The sequence below is a fragment of the Stenotrophomonas sp. 2YAF26 genome (genome assembly GCF_052114625.1).
In the GTDB taxonomy this organism is placed as follows: Bacteria; Pseudomonadota; Gammaproteobacteria; order Xanthomonadales; family Xanthomonadaceae; genus Stenotrophomonas; species Stenotrophomonas indicatrix.
This window is the reverse complement of record NZ_JBFRFC010000024.1, coordinates 45103-60744: the sequence shown is the minus strand read 5'-3', so window position 1 is coordinate 60744 and position 15642 is coordinate 45103. Positions and strand designations below refer to the sequence as shown.

The following is a 15642-nucleotide window of genomic DNA, read 5'->3' as shown; positions in this document are numbered from 1 at the left end:
ACAGCTCTTGGGGTCAGATCCGTTTTCCGAAGGAAAACGGATCTGACCCCATTTGTTTGTATCGATATCTGACAGATGTGCCGACCAACGGTCGGCACCCACCAATAGCCGCGTGAACCTGTCGAAGGCGGGGCACTGTGGGTTTGCGGGGTGTGAGCCGCATGGATGCGGCGACCAAGCCCCCATGGATGGGTTTACGGCGTCCCCGCAAACTCACAGTGCCCCGCCATCCCACGGAATGCCGCTTCGCTTTGGATTTGGCTGTTGCTGTTGCTTCGGCAGGTGCAGGGCGCAGCCCTGCCAACAAAAAACCCCGCTTGCGCGGGGTTCTCTGTGTACTGCGTGCAGCAGATGCTTACGGACGGCGCGCCAGGGCCTCGACGTCCTTGGCCTTGGGCAGCAGGTCCTGCTTGGTCACGCGCAGGGCACCCACGGTCAGCATCGGCACTGCCACCAGGATCGAGGACAGCACCACGATCACCGCACCGATCATGTGCGTCTCGGCCAGGCCTTCCATCGAGCTGCCGCCGTACAGGTACAGGGCGAGTGCGGACAGGAAGAACATCACCGCGGTGATCACCGTACGCGACAGCGTCTGGTTGATCGAACGGTTCAGCACTTCCATCGGCTCCACGCGCAGGCTGCGGAAGTTCTCGCGGACGCGGTCGAACACCACGATGATGTCGTTGATCGCAAAGCCCATCACCGACAGCAGGCCGGCCAGCACGGTCAGGTCGAACTCACGGCCCAGCAGCGACACGTAGGCCACCGTCACGATCAGGTCGAACATCGCCACGATGCTCGCGGTGACCGCGAACTTCCATTCGAAACGCACCGCGATGTAGATCAGGAAGCCGGCCAGCATGAAGATGGTGGCGTACAGGCCATTCATCGCCAGGTCCTTGCCGATCTGCGGGCCAACGAACTCGTTGCGCAGCACGGTGGCCTGGTTGTCAGCCGAAGAGACCGCCTTGACCACGGCCGCGGCAGTCGCCTTGTCCTCGGCCGAAGCGCCGCCGGTACCCGGAGCGTGCTCACCGTGCGGGGCCAGGCGGATCAGCAGGTCGGTGTTGCCACCGACGCTCTGTACCTGAGCGCCGTCGAAGCCGTTCTGCTCAAGCTTGCTGCGGACGTCCTCGACATCCACCGCGTGTTCGAAGCGGGCTTCGATCAGGGTGCCGCCGGTGAAGTCCAGAGCGTAGTTGAAGCCCTTGAAGCCGATGATGCCGATCGAGGCCAGGAACACGATGATCGTGACGACCATCGCGACATGGCGCCAGCGCATGAAGTCGATCTTGGTATCGTTCGGGAGGATGTGCAGCGGAAACAGTTTCATGTGCGTGTCGTCCCGTCAGATGGCCACGTTCTGGAGCTTCTTGCGACGGCCGTAGATCAGCGTCGCCAGTGCACGCGATACGGTGATCGCGGTGAACATGGAAGCGAAAATACCGATGATCATGGTCAGCGCGAAGCCCTTCAGCGGACCGGTACCGAATGCGAACAGCGCCACACCGACGATCAGGCCGGTCAGGTTGGCGTCGAGGATGGTGCCCGAAGCGCGCTCGTAACCGGTCACGATCGCGGTCTTGCCCGGCACGCCGGCACGCAGCTCTTCACGGATACGCTCGTTGATCAGCACGTTGGCGTCGACCGACAGACCGACCGACAACGCCAGGCCGGCAAAGCCCGGCAGGGTCATGGTCGCGCCGAACAGCGACATCACCGCCACCACGATCAGCAGGTTGAACAGCATCGCGATCGAGGTGATCAGACCGAACATGCGGTAGTAGATGGTGAAGAACACCAGGGTGAACATGAACGCGTAGACCACCGCGGTGATGCCGTTCTTGACGTTCTCCGCACCCAGGCTCGGGCCGACCACGCGCTCTTCAACGAAGTCCATCGGTGCAGCCAGCGAGCCCGACTTCAGCAGCTTGGCCAGGTCCTCGGCTTCCTTCTTCTGCAGACCGGTGGTCTGGAAGTTCTTGCCGAATACGCCGTTGATGTTGGCCACCGAGATCACTTCCTCGTTGACCTTGAAGCCACGCACTTCCTGGCCGTCGACGACGGTCACGGTCGGCACGCGCTCGGTGTAGACCACTGCCATCGGCTTGTTAACGTTGGCGCTGGTGAAGTCGAACATGCGCTGGCCACCGACGTTGTTCAGCGTCACGCTGACTGCCGGGGTACCGCTGGTGGAGTCGGTCACCGCCTGCGCTGCCACCATCTGGTCACCGGTAACGATCACGCGCTTGTTCAGCAGCACCGGACCGCCGTTGTCACGGCGCTGGTAGACCTTCGCTTCCGGCGGAATGCGACCAGACGCGATGGCGTCCTGCGCGTTGCCTTCCACCACGGCCCGGTATTCCAGGGTGGCGGTGGCGCCGATCATGCGCTTGGCTTCGGCCGTGTCCTGCACGCCCGGCAGCTGCACGACCACGCGATCAGCACCCTGGCGCTGGATGATCGGCTCGGACACGCCGAGCTGGTTCACGCGGTTGCGCAGGGTGTTGATGTTCTGCTCGATGGCGCCGTTGGCGATCTGCGCAATCTCGGCTTCCGGAATGGACACCGTGATGCGGTTGCCGCTGACGTCGTAGCCGAGGGTCGGCTGCGCCTTGGCCAGCGCGGCGCGGGCACGGGTACCGGCATCTTCGCCAGCCGACGGGCTCAGGTTGGCGACGATGGTGTTGTCGGCACGACGCTCGACCGACTGGTAGGCGATGCGCGCATCACGCAGGGTGCTGCGCACGTCTTCGGTGTAGGCATCCAGGCGCTTGTCCAGCGCGGCTTTCTGGTCGACCTGCAGCACGAAGTGCACGCCGCCCTGCAGGTCCAGGCCCAGCACCATCGGGCGACCGCCGATCTTGGCCAGCCAGTCCGGCACGGTCGAGGCCAGGTTCAGGGCCACCGTGTAGTTCTCGCCCACGCTGTCACGCAGCGCATCGCTGGCGGCAGACTGCGACTTCAGGTCCGACAGGCGGACGATCAGGCTGTCTCCTTCCTTCTCTGCGCCGAGCGTGGTGACACCGGCCTTCTTCAGGTCGGCCAGCACACGGTCGCGCAGCGCATCGTCGACCTGGCCGCCACGGTTGGCGGTGATCTGGATGGCCGGGTCCTTCTGGTAGATATTGGGCAGTGCGTACAGCGCGCTGAGCGCCAGTACGATCACGATGACGACGTACTTCCAGCGTGGAAATTCGAGCATTGCTTGGGTCCCGCGCGGCGCCATCCCCGGCGCCGCGGTTGTGCTTCAGAAAGGGAGTGGCTTACTTGGCCGAATCCAGGGTGCCGGTCGGCAGCACGCTGCCGACAGCGCCCTTCTGCACGCGGATGCGCACGTTCTCGGCCACTTCGACGGTCACGAAGTTGTCGCCGATATCGGTGACCTTGCCGGCGATGCCGCCGTTGGTCAGCACTTCGTCGCCGCGCTTGATCTTCTCCAGCATGGACTTGTGCTCCTTCTGCCGCTTCATCTGCGGGCGGATCATCAGGAAGTACATGATGGCGATCAGGATGATCGGGAACAGCAGCGTGGTCAGGCCCATGCCCTGCGGTTGGCCGCCAGCGGCCTGGGCGTGGGCGGCGGGAATCAGGAAGGCAAGCAGGTTCATCGTTGGTCCTTTGGTTGGGCGGCGCTTCGGCCGTTTCACGGGCACGAGGTGTCGACCGCGGATCTGGGTCAGCCTTGAAGTATGCCACGGCCCCGGGCATTCGTCCTTGGGCCGTTTGGCAGGGGGTGCTGCGGGTTTACAGGGGCGGCGCTACCGCCCCGCGTGCTGCGTAGAAGGACTCGCGGAAGGCCAGGAAGGTTCCCGCCTCAATGGCCGCGCGGATGTCGGCCATCAGTTTTTCGTAATAGAAGAGGTTGTGCTGGGTGCCCAGCATCGGCGCCAGCATCTCGTTGCAGCGGTCCAGATGACGCAGGTACGAGCGGGTATAGCCGCCGGCGCAGGCCACGCAGCCACAGCCCGGCTCGATCGGGTCCATATCCCGTGCGTACTGTGAATTGCGGATGCGAACGGTGCCGAACGAGGTGAAGTAGTGGCCGTTGCGCGCGTTCCGGGTCGGCATCACGCAATCGAACATGTCCACGCCACGTGCGACACCCTCTACCAGGTCTTCAGGGCGGCCAACGCCCATCAGATAGCGCGGACGGTCGGCCGGCAGCTCCGGATCCAGATGGTCGAGCATGGCGTTGCGCTCGTCTTCCGGCTCGCCCACGGCCAGGCCGCCGATGGCATAGCCGTCGAAGCCGATCCCCTGCAGGGCCTCGGCCGAACGGCTGCGCAGGTCGGTGTGCACCCCGCCCTGGACAATGCCGAACAGGGCGGCGTCATTGCCGAGCTCGTCATGCGCATTGCGGCTGCGCTGGGCCCAGCGCAGGCTCAGTTCCATCGACCGGCGGGCGACTTCCTCGGTGGCCGGGTACGGCGTGCACTCGTCGAAGATCATCACCACGTCCGAATCGAGCACCTTCTGGATCTTCATGCTCTCCTCCGGGCCCAGGAACACCCGGGCACCGTCGGTCGGCGAGGCGAAGGTCACGCCCTGCTCGGTGATCTTGCGGCGGTGGGCCAGCGAGAACACCTGGAAGCCGCCTGAGTCGGTCAGGATCGGGCCATCCCAGCGGCAGAAGCCGTGCAGGCCGCCGTGGTCGGCGATGATGTCCAGGCCCGGCCGCAGGTACAGGTGGAACGTGTTGCCGAGGATGATCTCGGCGCCCAGCGCGCGCACCTGGTCCGGCAGGATGCCCTTGACCGAGCCGTAGGTCCCCACCGGCATGAAGGCCGGCGTTTCCACCGTGCCACGCGGGAAGGTCAGGCGGCCACGGCGGGCGCGGCCATCACGGGTCTGGAGCTGGAACTGCAATCGGGACATGGAGCGGTCGTTCGGGCAAATAGTCGCCCATTGTCTCCCAAAACCGCCTTTCCTGCTCCGGTAGCGCCGGGCCATGCCCGGCGGATGACCCGCAAGTGCGCACCAACGGTACGCACCCACCAGAAGCGAATGCCGGCGCCCTACCCCGCCTGCGGGAACAGCAGCATCGCGTCGCCGTAGCTGAAGAAGCGATAGCGCTGTTCGATCGCGTGCTGGTAGGCCTCGAACACGCGGTCCTTGCCGGCGAACGCGGAGATCATCATCAGCAGCGTGCTTTCCGGCAGGTGGAAATTGGTCACCATCGCGTCGACGCTGCGGATCCGGTAGCCCGGGGTGATGAAGATCTGCGTTTCGCCCGCGAACGGCAGCAGCTCCCCCTCACGCATCGCACTTTCCAGCGCGCGCACCACCGTCGTGCCGACGCCGATCACCCGGCCACCGGCCGTACGCGTGCGTCGCACCTGCTGCACCAGCTCGGCACCGACGTTCAGCCACTCGCGGTGCATGACGTGGTCCTTCAGGTCGTCGGCGCGCACCGGCTGGAACGTGCCTGCGCCCACGTGCAGGGTGACGTGGCCGAAATCCACGCCCTTGTCCTTCAGTGCTGCCAGCAGCGCCTCATCGAAGTGCAGGCCTGCGGTCGGCGCCGCCACGGCGCCCACTTCGCGCGCGAACACGGTCTGGTAGCGCTCGCGGTCGTCCACACCGGGCTCGCGCTGGATGTAGGGCGGCAACGGCAGCCGGCCGGCGTGCAGCAGCCACTGCTCCAGCGATTCCGGCACATGGAACTGCAGCACGTAGAACTCGCCGTCGCGGCCCATTACTTCAGCTTCGCCACCGGCATCCAGGGCGATGCGGCTGCCGGCCTTCGGCGACTTGCTGGCACCGACCTGGGCCCGGGCCTGCTGGCCGCCGAGCAGGCGTTCTATCAGGATCTCCACGCGGCCACCGCTGGCCTTCTGCCCGAACAGGCGCGCCGGAATCACCCGGGTGTCGTTGAACACCAGCAGGTCGCCCGGTTGCAGCAGCGATGGCAGGTCGCGCACCTGCAGGTCGGTGAAGGCAGCCGGCGCCGGCGGCACCAGCAGCAGGCGGCTCGCAGAGCGTTCGGCCAAGGGGGCCTGGGCGATCAGTTCGGCCGGCAGTTCGTAATGGAAATCGGACTTCTTCAAGGCAGTGGACGGCAACAGGTCGACAATGGCGCGCATTGTACGGCCAGCGTCTGCGAGCCGGCACGGGCGCACCCGAACGTCGCGCAAAATGCTGCTATGCAGCAGTCTTTTGCGGGGTTATCGCGCAAAAAAACAAGTGCTAGCATCGACGAGGAAGTCCGATGCACGAGCCCGCCCCAAGCGCGCGTGAAGACGCGCGTTTTGCTTTTGAAGGCCCGTGCGACCCAACGTTTCAGGAGATCTGCAATGAGCTTCATCGAACGCCTCGCCCCCCTCCGCGCCCAGCCCGGCACCCGCCTCACAAACGGCCTGGATGACGCAACCCTGACCGCCCTCGCCGCCAACCACCCGCAGCTGGTCGCCGCGGTCGATGCCGCTGCTGCCGAATTCGCGCGCGTGCAGGCTGAGCTGGGGCCGCTGCTGGCACAGGATGAGCAGGCGCAGATCGATGCCATGCAGGACGGCTTCGTCAATTTCTACGCCGATGATGCGGTGACCCCGTACGTGGCGCTGGCCGCGCGCGGTCCGTGGGTGGTGACCCTGAAGGGCGCGGTGCTGTACGACGCCGGTGGGTACGGCATGCTGGGCTTCGGCCACACCCCGGACGCCGTCATGGAAGCGATGTCACGGCCGCAGGTGATGGCCAACATCATGACCCCCAGCCTGTCCCAGCAGCGCTTCATCGCCGCCCTGCGGGCCGAGATCGGCCACCGTCGTGGCGGCTGCCCGTTCACGCGCTTCATGTGCCTGAATTCCGGCTCTGAAGCGGTTGGGCTGGCCGCACGCATCGCCGACGTCAACGCCAAGCTGCAGACCGACCCGGGTGCCCGCCATGCCGGTGCGGCAATCAAGCGCGTGGTCATCAAGGGCAGCTTCCACGGCCGCACCGACCGACCGGCGCTGTATTCCGATTCCAGCCGCAAGACCTACATGCAGCACCTGGCCAGCTACCGTGGCGAGGAGTCGGTGATCACCGTCGCCCCGTACGACGAGGCCGGCCTGCGCAAGGTGTTCGAGGATGCCGCGCAGAACAACTGGTTCATCGAAGCGGTGTTCCTGGAACCGGTGATGGGCGAAGGTGACCCGGGCCGCTCCGTGCCGCCGGCGTTCTATGCGCTGGCCCGCGAACTGACCCGCGCTCACGGCAGCCTGCTGCTGCTGGACTCGATCCAGGCCGGCCTGCGCGCCCATGGCGTGCTGTCGGTGGTCGACTATCCCGGCTTCGAAGGGCTGGATGCGCCGGACATGGAAACCTACTCCAAGGCACTGAACGCCGCGCAGTATCCGCTGTCGGTGCTGGCCGTGACCGAGCACGCCGCGCAGCTGTACCGCAAGGGCATCTATGGCAACACCATGACCAGCAACCCGCGTGCGCTGGACGTGGCCTGCGCCACTCTGGCCCAGTTGACCCCGCAGGTCCGCGCGGCGATCACCGAGCGTGGCGCCGAGGCGGTGCGCAAGCTGGAGCAGCTGAAGAACGAGCTGGGCGGCCTGATCACCAAGGTGCAGGGCACCGGCCTGCTGTTCTCCTGCGAACTGGCCCCGCAGTTCAAGTGCTATGGCGCCAATTCCACCGAGGAATGGCTGCGCCAGCACGGCATCAACGTGATCCATGGTGGCGAGAACTCGCTGCGCTTCACCCCGCACTTCGGCACGGACAGCAGCGAGCTGGACCTGCTGGTAGGCATGGTGGGCCGTGCGCTGCGTGAAGGGCCGCGCCGCGAACAGGCTGCCGCCGCGTAATCCCAGACCCTCGTAGAGCCGGGCGCTGCCCGGCTGAAGGGCTGGCCCTGATCTGAACGAAATATCGCCGGGCAAAGCCCGGCGCTACAGAGAACAACGGCAAAGCCTCATAATTGCCCGGACACCCCGCCCTGCGACCGGCTTCACTGGTTGACCGCGGGGCGTTTTCGTTTCCGGCCAAGACAGGAAGATCCATGAAGTCGATCTGTGTGTACTGCGGTTCCAACGCTGGCAGCAAGCCGGTCTACACCGAACGCGCCATCGCGCTGGGCGATCGCATCGCCCGCGACGGCATGCGCCTGGTGTACGGCGGCGGCAATGTCGGCCTGATGGGTACCGTGGCCAATGCCGTGCTCGCCGCCGGCGGTGAGGTCACCGGCGTGATTCCGCGCCAGCTGGCCGACTGGGAAGTGGCCCATCGCGGCCTGACCGAACTGGAGATCGTCGGTTCGATGCATGAACGCAAGTCGCGCATGTTCGATCTGTCCGATGGCTTCGTCGCCCTGCCCGGCGGCTTCGGCACCATGGAAGAGATCTTCGAGATGCTGACCTGGCGCCAACTCGGCATCGGCAACAAGCCCTGCGCGTTCCTCGATGTGGACGGCTTCTATGCGCCGTTGATCGGCATGATCGATCGCATGGTGGAAGAGCGCTTCCTGCACCCCGAGCAGCGCCAGGACCTGTGGTACGGCTCGGACATCGAGGAGATGCTGGCCTGGATGAAGAACTACCAACCGGCCCAGGCCTCGAAGTGGATCGACGAGAAGCGCCGCGCGGCGCTGCGTTGAGGACTACGTGCGCGGTGGCTCAGGCTGCCGCGCGCGTCCACGGTGCCGGCCGGCCCAGCAGGTAGCCCTGGCCGTAGTCGCAGCCGAGCTCGAACAGCGTGTCACGCTGCGCCTCGGTCTCGATGCCTTCGCCGATCGTCTCGATGCCCAGCGTGCGTGCCAGCGACAGCACGCCTTCGACCAGCGCGCGCGTGCTCTGCGCCTCCGGGCCGTGCAGGCCGGCAATGAAGCTCTGGTCGATCTTCAACGTGCTGATCGGGAAACGGTGCAGGTAGGACAGCGCCGAGAAGCCCGTACCGAAATCATCCAGCTGCACCTGGATGCCGCGTTCACGCAGGCCCTTCAGGATGCGCAGCGTGTGTGGACCGTCATCGAGCAGCGCCACCTCGGTGATCTCCAGGCGCAGCCGCCGCGGGTCCGCGTTGCTCGCCTCCAGCAGGCCATACAGGCGCCCGCTGAACTCGGCGGAGCGGAAATGCCGCGGCGACACGTTGACCGACACATAGCCACGCCCACCATCGGCAAGGCCGGCGATGACCTGCTCGTAGATCAACCAGTCGACCTGTTCGATCAGGCCGCTTTCCTCGCCCAGCTCCAGGAACGCGCCCGGCAGCAACAGGCCGCGGCGCTCGTGCTTCCAGCGCAACAGGGCCTCATGGCCGACCACCTCGCCGTCGGACAGGCGCACGATCGGCTGGTAGAACGGCACGAAATCACGGTTGTTGATCGCCCGCCGCAGGTCGGCCTCGAGATCCAGGCTGCGCAGCGCCTGCTCGCGCATCTCCTCATCGAAGATCGAGCAGCGGTCGTGGCCCTGGGCCTTGGCCCGGTACATCGCCGCATCGGCGTCGCGCAGCAGTTCCTCGCCGGTGCGATAGCGCGGGTTCCACAAGGCGATGCCCAGGCTGCCGGAGGGGAACAGCTCGCGACCGGCGATCCACATCGATTCCTGCAGCGCCAGCAACAGCCGCTGGCCGAAATCCAGCGCCTGCGCCAGGCCCTCCGGACAGTGCAGCAGCACGGCGAACTCATCACCGCCCAGGCGCGCCACCACATCATTGTCGCCGGCCATGGACACAATGCGCTTGGCTACTTCCACCAGCATGCGATCGCCGGCGGCGTGACCGATGCTGTCGTTGACCAGCTTGAAGCGGTCAAGGTCCAGGAACAGCACCGCGAACACCGGGCCGCCTTCGCGCCGGGCCAGCGCCAGCGCATCCTGCAGCCTGTCCAGCAGGTGCAGGCGATTGGGCAGTCCGGTCAGCGCGTCGTGCATCGCCTGGTGGGTCAGTCGCTGCTCGGCGCGCAGGCGCTCGCCGATCTGGCCCAGCAGCTTTTCGTTCACCTCGCCCAGCTCGCGGGTGCGCTCCTCCACCCGCTTTTCCAGCTCGGCATGCGCCGAGCGCAGTCGTTGCTGGTCGCGCTGGCGCGCAAGACCGGTGCCGATGTTCTGCGCAACGAAGATCAGCAGGCGCTGGTCATGCACGCTGAAGGCGATCTGCTCGGTGTAACTCTGCACCACGATCGCACCGACCACTTCGTCGTCGCGCAGCAACGGCACGCCGAGCCAGCACTGCGAACGTGCGCCGGATTCGCGCACCTCGCCGGTTTCCAGCAGCGCATCGATCTGCGCACGCGAGGCCAGCAGGGGCCGACGATGGCGGACTACGTACTCGGTCAGGCCACGACTGAACGCGCGCGGTGCACGACTCGCGTTGTGCTCGTCGACCGAATAGACGAAATCCAGCCCATCGCCCTCGGCATTGACCAGCGCGATATAGAAATTGCGCGCATCCAGCAAGCGCCCGACCACGCCGTGCACCTGCCCGTAGAACTGCGCCAGGCTGTCGGCCGACATCGCCATTTCGGCGATGTTGTACAGCGCGGTCTGCAACTGCTCGGCGCGGCGGCGCTCGGCCACTTCATCCTGCAGGCTGAGATTGGCGCGCTGCAGCTCCTGCGTGCGCCGTTCCACCTGCTGCTCCAGCCGCACCTGCGCCTGGCGGCGGTCCATGGCGGTCTGCACGTGCTGGGCGACAAAACCCAGCAGGGCCCGTTCGGCCTCGCCGTAGCGGTCGGCATGCTCGTAGCTCTGCACCACGATCGCACCACACACCCGGCCATCGCGCAGCATCGGCACGCCCAGCCAGTCCAGGCTCTCCGGGCCGCGCTGCGGGTCGTGCTCCTGGTCTACCCGCGCCAGCAGTTCGCGCGAAGGCCCGCTCAACGGCCGGCCATGCCGCAGCAGCGCCACTGTCAGGCTGCGCGGCATCTGGTCGATGTCGTAGCCCTGCGCCGGATCGGCGACGAAGTCATCGACCTGGTCGGCGAAGTACAGGAAGCGGATCTGCCGGCGGGCATCGTCATACTCGACGATGTAGCAGTTCTGCGCGTACATCAGCGTGCCCAGCACGCCATGCACGTGGCGCAGCATCTCGCTCATTTCCAGGTCCGCACCGGCCAGGTCGGCAATCTGGAACAGGGCCTGCTGCAACCGCTCAGCTTCTTCCAGCGCCTTGATCTGCCCCGCCTGGCGGCCCCGCTGCAGGGCCAGCTCCATGGCCTGCCGGGCCAGCCCCCACCAGGCCGGGGAAGGCGTCGCGCCGCGTACCGACAGCAGCAGCCGGGCGCCGTCGTATTCCCAGCCGTGGCGGCCTTCAGCATGGTCGGCCAGCGGCTGCCAGATGTCCTCCTCGCCACCGCCGATCGGCCAACCACCCTGCCCGCTGCCGAGCTGCGGATCGTCCCAGCCGACGCGCACGATCGCCGTTTCCGGCAGCAGCGCATGCAGCGCGCGCACCAGCGCTGCGCTCAGCACAGGCTCGTTGTTTGACGCTTCCAGCGCGCGGTCGGCTTCGGTGGACAAATGACGTTCTCTTGGCGCCGCCTGAGCGCCGCCTCCCCTGAATTACCGAGCATAACGCGCCACCCGGGGGGCAATGGAAGCCCGGCAACCCCGAAACGTGCCCTCGGGCGTTTTTCCTTTCGATCCCCTCCCGGTTCCTGCCGTGACTGTCGCCCTGTCCCACCCCATCGCTGGCTATGCGCCACCGCCTGCAGGGCTTACCCTGTACGGCGTGGATGCCAGCGCCCTGCCAACCGATGAAGCCTTGATGCTGGCCTGGGCCGCCGGTGAAGTGCACGCGTTCGAAAGCCTGTATGCCCGTCATCGCAAGCGCCTGTTCGGCTTCCTGCTGCGGCAGCTGCGCGACACCGCGCTGGCCGAGGAGATGTTCCAGGACGTCTGGCAGCGGGTGATCAGCGCGCGTGCAGGCTGGCAGGCCGATGCCGCCTTCAGCACCTGGCTGTTCCGCATCGCCCACAACCGCCTGAACGACCACTGGCGCGCCGCCCGCCATCGCCCCCCTGCACCGGCCGATGCCGATCTGCGCCTGGCCGCGCTGGAAGATGGGCAGACACCGGAAGCGGAATTGTCCGAATTCGAACAACGTCGCCGCATCCAGCTGGCGATGGAAGAACTGCCCGCAGAACAGCGCGAAGTGCTGCAGCTGCGGCTGGAACAGGAACTGAGCCTGGAGGAGATCGGCCAGATCACCGGCGTTGGCCGGGAAACCGTGAAATCGCGGCTGCGCTATGCGATGGACAAGCTGCGTGCGGGACTGAACGCATGAACCGAGACGATGCACTGACGCCGGAAGAACGCGAACTGGCACGCCTGCTTGGGCGCCGCACCGAACAGGGCCCTCCGCCGGCACTGGACGCGGCGATCCTCGCCGCTGCGCGTGCGGCCGTGGACACGCCGGTACGCGAGGCAACCGCGTCTCCGGCGGCACCACGCACGCTGCGCCCGCGCCGCCGCTGGCCGGCCGTGTTCGGCGTTGCCGCATCGGCGGTGTTCGCCGTTGGCATCGCCTGGCAGATGCGTCCAGAGCCTCCGTCGGCCCCTGCCGAGGCAGGGGCCGCTGCGCCTGCTGTACAGGAAATGGCGGCCGATGCGAGCGCCGAAGGCACTGCCTACGACAGCGCGGCCGCCGATGTTGCGGCCACCGAAGCCGCACAGCTACCTGCACCGGCCGCAGCACCGGCACCCGCGGCGGCCAACGCAGCACCGGCACCGGCACCGGCCATCGCGGAGGTGGTGAAACCCGCGCCTGCCGCACCCCGGCAGGCACCCGCTCCAATGTTGGCGCCGGCACCGCCACCTGCGCCTGCAGCCGACACAGCGTTTGCGCCGCCCCCGATGCCGGCGGCAGCGCCCGCAGCCGAAGCCTATTCGGCGCCTGCCCCTGCGGCTCCTGCCGCGACGATGAGGGCGCGCAAGGCCACTGCGGCGACGGCGGAATCAATGACCTCCGCGCAGGCCATCGCCGAAGACCGCGTCGCACTCACCGCAGCCAAGCAGGAGGCGGCCGGCAGAACCGCGCCTGGCGTCATGCGCCGCGCAAGCGACGCGAACCTCAGCGCGGACGCGGTACAGGCCGAAGTGCAGGCCGATGCCGGGCTGCCACGCCGGCAATGGCTGCAGAAGATCCGCGAGCGCCGCGACGCCGGCCAGCGCGACCTGGCCCGGGCGAGCCTGGAGCGTTATCTGCAGACCTATCCAGAGGCGCGCCTGCCAAAGGATGTGCGACCGTTGCTGGACGACTGAGGCACGTCGGCGGCAAGCCCGTAGAATGAAGGGAATGCCCGACACCCTCGCCCAACCGGTCAACCACACCCTGGACGTCAAGCACAGCCGCTTCATCGCGCATGCCGCGCCGATCGAGAGCGCATCTGCGGCGATGGCATTTCTGCAGGACGTATCGGTAGCCGATGCGACCCACAACTGCTGGGCCTACCGGCACGGCCAGGACTATCGCTCCAGCGATGACGGCGAGCCCGCCGGCACCGCGGGCCGCCCGATCCTGGCCGCCATCGATGGCCAGGGATTCGACCGGGTGATGGTGGTGGTCACCCGCTGGTTCGGCGGCATCAAGCTGGGCGCCGGTGGCCTGGTCCGGGCTTACGGCGGCGCCGCTGCCGAATGCCTGCGCACCGCGCCGCGCCTGCCACTGGTGGCGATGGCGCGGCTGCAGCTGGTAGCTGGATTCGAGGACCTGGGCGCGCTGCATGCGGCCCTGCCGGCCCACGCGGCCGAAAAACGCGATGAACAGTTTGATGCCAATGGCGTGAGATTGCGGGTGGAATTGCCCGCAGAGCAGGTCGACGCATTGAAAATCCGCCTGCGCGACGCCACCCGTGATCGTATCCGTATCCAAGATGACCCCCTCGATGACTGACAAGGACGCACCGGCGACCGACCCGGCCTCCCCGCCGCTGCGCCGCCTCGGCAGCCTGCGCACACTGTGGCCGTTCGTGCGCCGCCACAGCGGATTGTTCAGCGCCTGGCTGCTGGCCCTGGCCGTTTCTTCGGCAGCGACCCTGAGCCTGCCGCCGGCGGTGAAGCAGATGATCGACCACGGCTTCAGCAGCGGGGGCCAGATCAACCGTGCCTTTGCATTGCTGATGCTGGTCGCTGTGGTGCTGGCGTTGGCGACGGCGGCGCGCTTCTACTTTGTTTCGCTGCTCGGCGAGAAGGTCGTGGCGGACCTGCGCAGCCGGCTGTACGCGCACCTCATCCAGCTCGGCGCCGGCTTCCACGACCGCAGCCGCAGCGGCGAGCTGGTTTCGCGCCTGACCGCCGACAGCGAACTGCTGCGCAGCGTGGTCGGCTCGACCATGTCCGTGGCGCTGCGCAGCAGTGTCACCGTGGTCGGCAGCCTGGCGATGCTGTTTGTCACCAGTCCGCGGCTGGCCGCCTGGTCGCTGCTCGGCATCCCGCTGGCAGTGCTGCCGATCATCATCGGCGCGCGCAAGCTGCGTACCATCGCGCGCAGCAGCCAGGACCGCATCGCCGATGCCAACAGCCTGGCCAGCGAAACGCTGGGCGCGGTGCGCACCGTGCAAGCGCATGCGCGCGAGCCCTATGAACGCGGCCGTTTCGACCATGCGCTGGGCGATGCGATCCGTGCCGCGCGCCGGCGCATCGGCGCGCAGTCGCTGGTGACCGCCAGCGCCATCCTGCTGGTGTTCGGTGCGATTGTCGGGGTGTTGTGGCTGGGCGCGCACGACGTCATCGACGGGCGCCTCAGCGCCGGTACGTTGGGCCAGTTCGTGCTGTACGCGCTGATCGGCGGCGGTTCGGTCGGTGCGCTGGCCGAAGTGTGGAACGAACTGCAGCGCGCATCCGGCGGCATGGGCCGCATCGGCGAGCTGCTGCAGGAAGACATCGAGATCCGTGCCCCGGCCAAGCCGCGTGCGCTGCCACAGCCGCTGCGTGGCGAAATCCATTTCGACGACGTGGTGTTCAACTACCCGCAGCGACCGGACCAGGCCGCGCTGGACCATTTCAACCTGCACGTGCGGCCGGGTGAAACCGTCGCCCTGGTCGGCCCGTCAGGCGCCGGCAAGAGCACGGTGCTGTCGATGCTGCTGCGCTTCCACGATCCGGCAAGCGGCCGCATCTGCGTGGACGGCATCGATGTGCGCGAGGTCGATCCGGCCGAGCTTCGCGCGCAGCTGGCGCTGGTGCCGCAGCAGCCGACATTGTTCGCCTCCAGCGCACGCGACAACATCCGCTATGGTCGGCTGGAGGCCAGTGACGCCGAGGTGGAGGACGCAGCCCGTGCCGCCGAGGCCGACGCCTTCCTGCGTGCGTTGCCAGAGGGCTACGACAGCGAACTGGGCGAGCGCGGTGCCCGCCTGTCCGGTGGCCAGCAGCAGCGCGTGGCGATCGCCCGTGCCTTGCTGAAGGACGCACCGATACTGCTGCTCGACGAAGCCACCAGCGCGCTGGATGCACAGAGCGAACATGGCGTGCAGCAGGCACTGGAACGCCTGATGGCCGGGCGCACCACGCTGGTCATCGCCCATCGGCTGGCGACCGTGCTGAAGGCCGACCGCATCGTGGTGATGGACCATGGCCGTATCGTGGCCGAGGGCACGCATGCGGAGTTGCTGGCTGAAGGCGGCCTGTATGCGGAGCTTGCACGCCTGCAGTTCATCGATTGATGACGGCCGGCTAACACCGGCCGGATCACTCTGGCGGCGTAGCGACG

At 67.1% G+C, this 15642-nt stretch carries 12 protein-coding genes; 6 read left to right on the top strand and 6 right to left on the bottom strand.

Annotation, left to right across the window (positions count from 1 at the left end; genetic code table 11):
* Positions 1 to 355: 355 nt before the first annotated feature.
* From secF to queA, 5 genes are all read right to left on the bottom strand, one after another.
* Complete coding sequence (gene secF, locus AB4Y98_RS18965) at positions 356 to 1336, bottom strand: protein translocase subunit SecF (protein WP_025875120.1); 981 nt, start codon at positions 1334 to 1336, stop codon at positions 356 to 358.
* A gap of 15 nt (positions 1337 to 1351) precedes the next feature.
* Positions 1352 to 3208 carry a protein translocase subunit SecD gene (gene secD / locus AB4Y98_RS18960; protein ID WP_442244922.1) on the bottom strand — a complete coding sequence of 619 codons (1857 nt, stop codon included), beginning with the start codon at positions 3206 to 3208 and terminating at the stop codon, positions 1352 to 1354.
* A 61-nt stretch (positions 3209 to 3269) separates the two neighbouring features.
* Entirely contained in the window at positions 3270 to 3614 is a 345-nt protein-coding gene (gene yajC / locus AB4Y98_RS18955; protein ID WP_089240484.1) for a preprotein translocase subunit YajC, read from the bottom strand.
* A gap of 136 nt (positions 3615 to 3750) precedes the next feature.
* Positions 3751 to 4881: a tRNA guanosine(34) transglycosylase Tgt gene (gene tgt, locus AB4Y98_RS18950; protein WP_312786511.1), complete on the bottom strand. Its 1131-nt coding sequence runs from the start codon at positions 4879 to 4881 to the stop codon at positions 3751 to 3753.
* Between the two features lie 140 nt (positions 4882 to 5021).
* Positions 5022 to 6053: a tRNA preQ1(34) S-adenosylmethionine ribosyltransferase-isomerase QueA gene (queA, locus tag AB4Y98_RS18945; protein WP_442244982.1), complete on the bottom strand. Its 1032-nt coding sequence runs from the start codon at positions 6051 to 6053 to the stop codon at positions 5022 to 5024.
* Positions 6054 to 6299: 246 nt separating this feature from the next.
* On the opposite strand from queA, the gene AB4Y98_RS18940 reads away from it, so the two are divergent.
* Both AB4Y98_RS18940 and AB4Y98_RS18935 read left to right on the top strand, forming a co-directional pair.
* On the top strand, positions 6300 to 7796 hold the full coding sequence (locus AB4Y98_RS18940) for an aminotransferase class III-fold pyridoxal phosphate-dependent enzyme (protein WP_442244921.1): 1497 nt from the start codon (positions 6300 to 6302) through the stop codon (positions 7794 to 7796).
* A gap of 194 nt (positions 7797 to 7990) precedes the next feature.
* Entirely contained in the window at positions 7991 to 8584 is a 594-nt protein-coding gene (locus AB4Y98_RS18935) for a TIGR00730 family Rossman fold protein (protein WP_025875132.1), read from the top strand.
* Positions 8585 to 8603: 19 nt separating this feature from the next.
* Here AB4Y98_RS18935 and AB4Y98_RS18930 read toward each other — a convergent pair whose 3' ends face one another.
* Positions 8604 to 11450, bottom strand: a complete 2847-nt coding sequence (locus tag AB4Y98_RS18930; protein ID WP_032977624.1) for a bifunctional diguanylate cyclase/phosphodiesterase — start codon at positions 11448 to 11450, stop codon at positions 8604 to 8606.
* Positions 11451 to 11697: 247 nt separating this feature from the next.
* Here AB4Y98_RS18930 and AB4Y98_RS18925 point away from each other — a divergent pair, with 247 nt between their 5' ends.
* From AB4Y98_RS18925 to AB4Y98_RS18910, 4 genes are read left to right on the top strand one after another with little or no spacing between them, the layout of a single operon-like run.
* Entirely contained in the window at positions 11698 to 12216 is a 519-nt protein-coding gene (locus tag AB4Y98_RS18925) for an RNA polymerase sigma factor (protein ID WP_229291374.1), read from the top strand.
* Positions 12213 to 13193 (top strand): hypothetical protein, encoded by a 981-nt coding sequence (locus AB4Y98_RS18920; RefSeq protein ID WP_442244920.1) that lies wholly within the window; start codon positions 12213 to 12215, stop codon positions 13191 to 13193. The genes AB4Y98_RS18925 and AB4Y98_RS18920 overlap by 4 nt, the downstream gene beginning before the upstream one ends.
* Positions 13194 to 13227: 34 nt before the next feature.
* On the top strand, positions 13228 to 13824 hold the full coding sequence (locus AB4Y98_RS18915) for an IMPACT family protein (RefSeq protein WP_080149105.1): 597 nt from the start codon (positions 13228 to 13230) through the stop codon (positions 13822 to 13824).
* On the top strand, positions 13817 to 15595 hold the full coding sequence (locus AB4Y98_RS18910) for an ABC transporter transmembrane domain-containing protein (protein ID WP_442244919.1): 1779 nt from the start codon (positions 13817 to 13819) through the stop codon (positions 15593 to 15595). The genes AB4Y98_RS18915 and AB4Y98_RS18910 overlap by 8 nt, the downstream gene beginning before the upstream one ends.
* Positions 15596 to 15642: the final 47 nt, after the last annotated feature.

Coding starts and splice junctions, on each gene's coding strand:
- secF (WP_025875120.1), bottom strand. CDS start 1,336: ATGAAACTGTTTCCGCTGCACATCCTCCCGAACGATACCAAGATCGAC.
- secD (WP_442244922.1), bottom strand. CDS start 3,208: ATGCTCGAATTTCCACGCTGGAAGTACGTCGTCATCGTGATCGTACTG.
- yajC (WP_089240484.1), bottom strand. CDS start 3,614: ATGAACCTGCTTGCCTTCCTGATTCCCGCCGCCCACGCCCAGGCCGCT.
- tgt (WP_312786511.1), bottom strand. CDS start 4,881: ATGTCCCGATTGCAGTTCCAGCTCCAGACCCGTGATGGCCGCGCCCGC.
- AB4Y98_RS18940 (WP_442244921.1), top strand. CDS start 6,300: ATGAGCTTCATCGAACGCCTCGCCCCCCTCCGCGCCCAGCCCGGCACC.
- AB4Y98_RS18935 (WP_025875132.1), top strand. CDS start 7,991: ATGAAGTCGATCTGTGTGTACTGCGGTTCCAACGCTGGCAGCAAGCCG.
- AB4Y98_RS18925 (WP_229291374.1), top strand. CDS start 11,698: ATGCTGGCCTGGGCCGCCGGTGAAGTGCACGCGTTCGAAAGCCTGTAT.
- AB4Y98_RS18920 (WP_442244920.1), top strand. CDS start 12,213: ATGAACCGAGACGATGCACTGACGCCGGAAGAACGCGAACTGGCACGC.
- AB4Y98_RS18915 (WP_080149105.1), top strand. CDS start 13,228: ATGCCCGACACCCTCGCCCAACCGGTCAACCACACCCTGGACGTCAAG.
- AB4Y98_RS18910 (WP_442244919.1), top strand. CDS start 13,817: ATGACTGACAAGGACGCACCGGCGACCGACCCGGCCTCCCCGCCGCTG.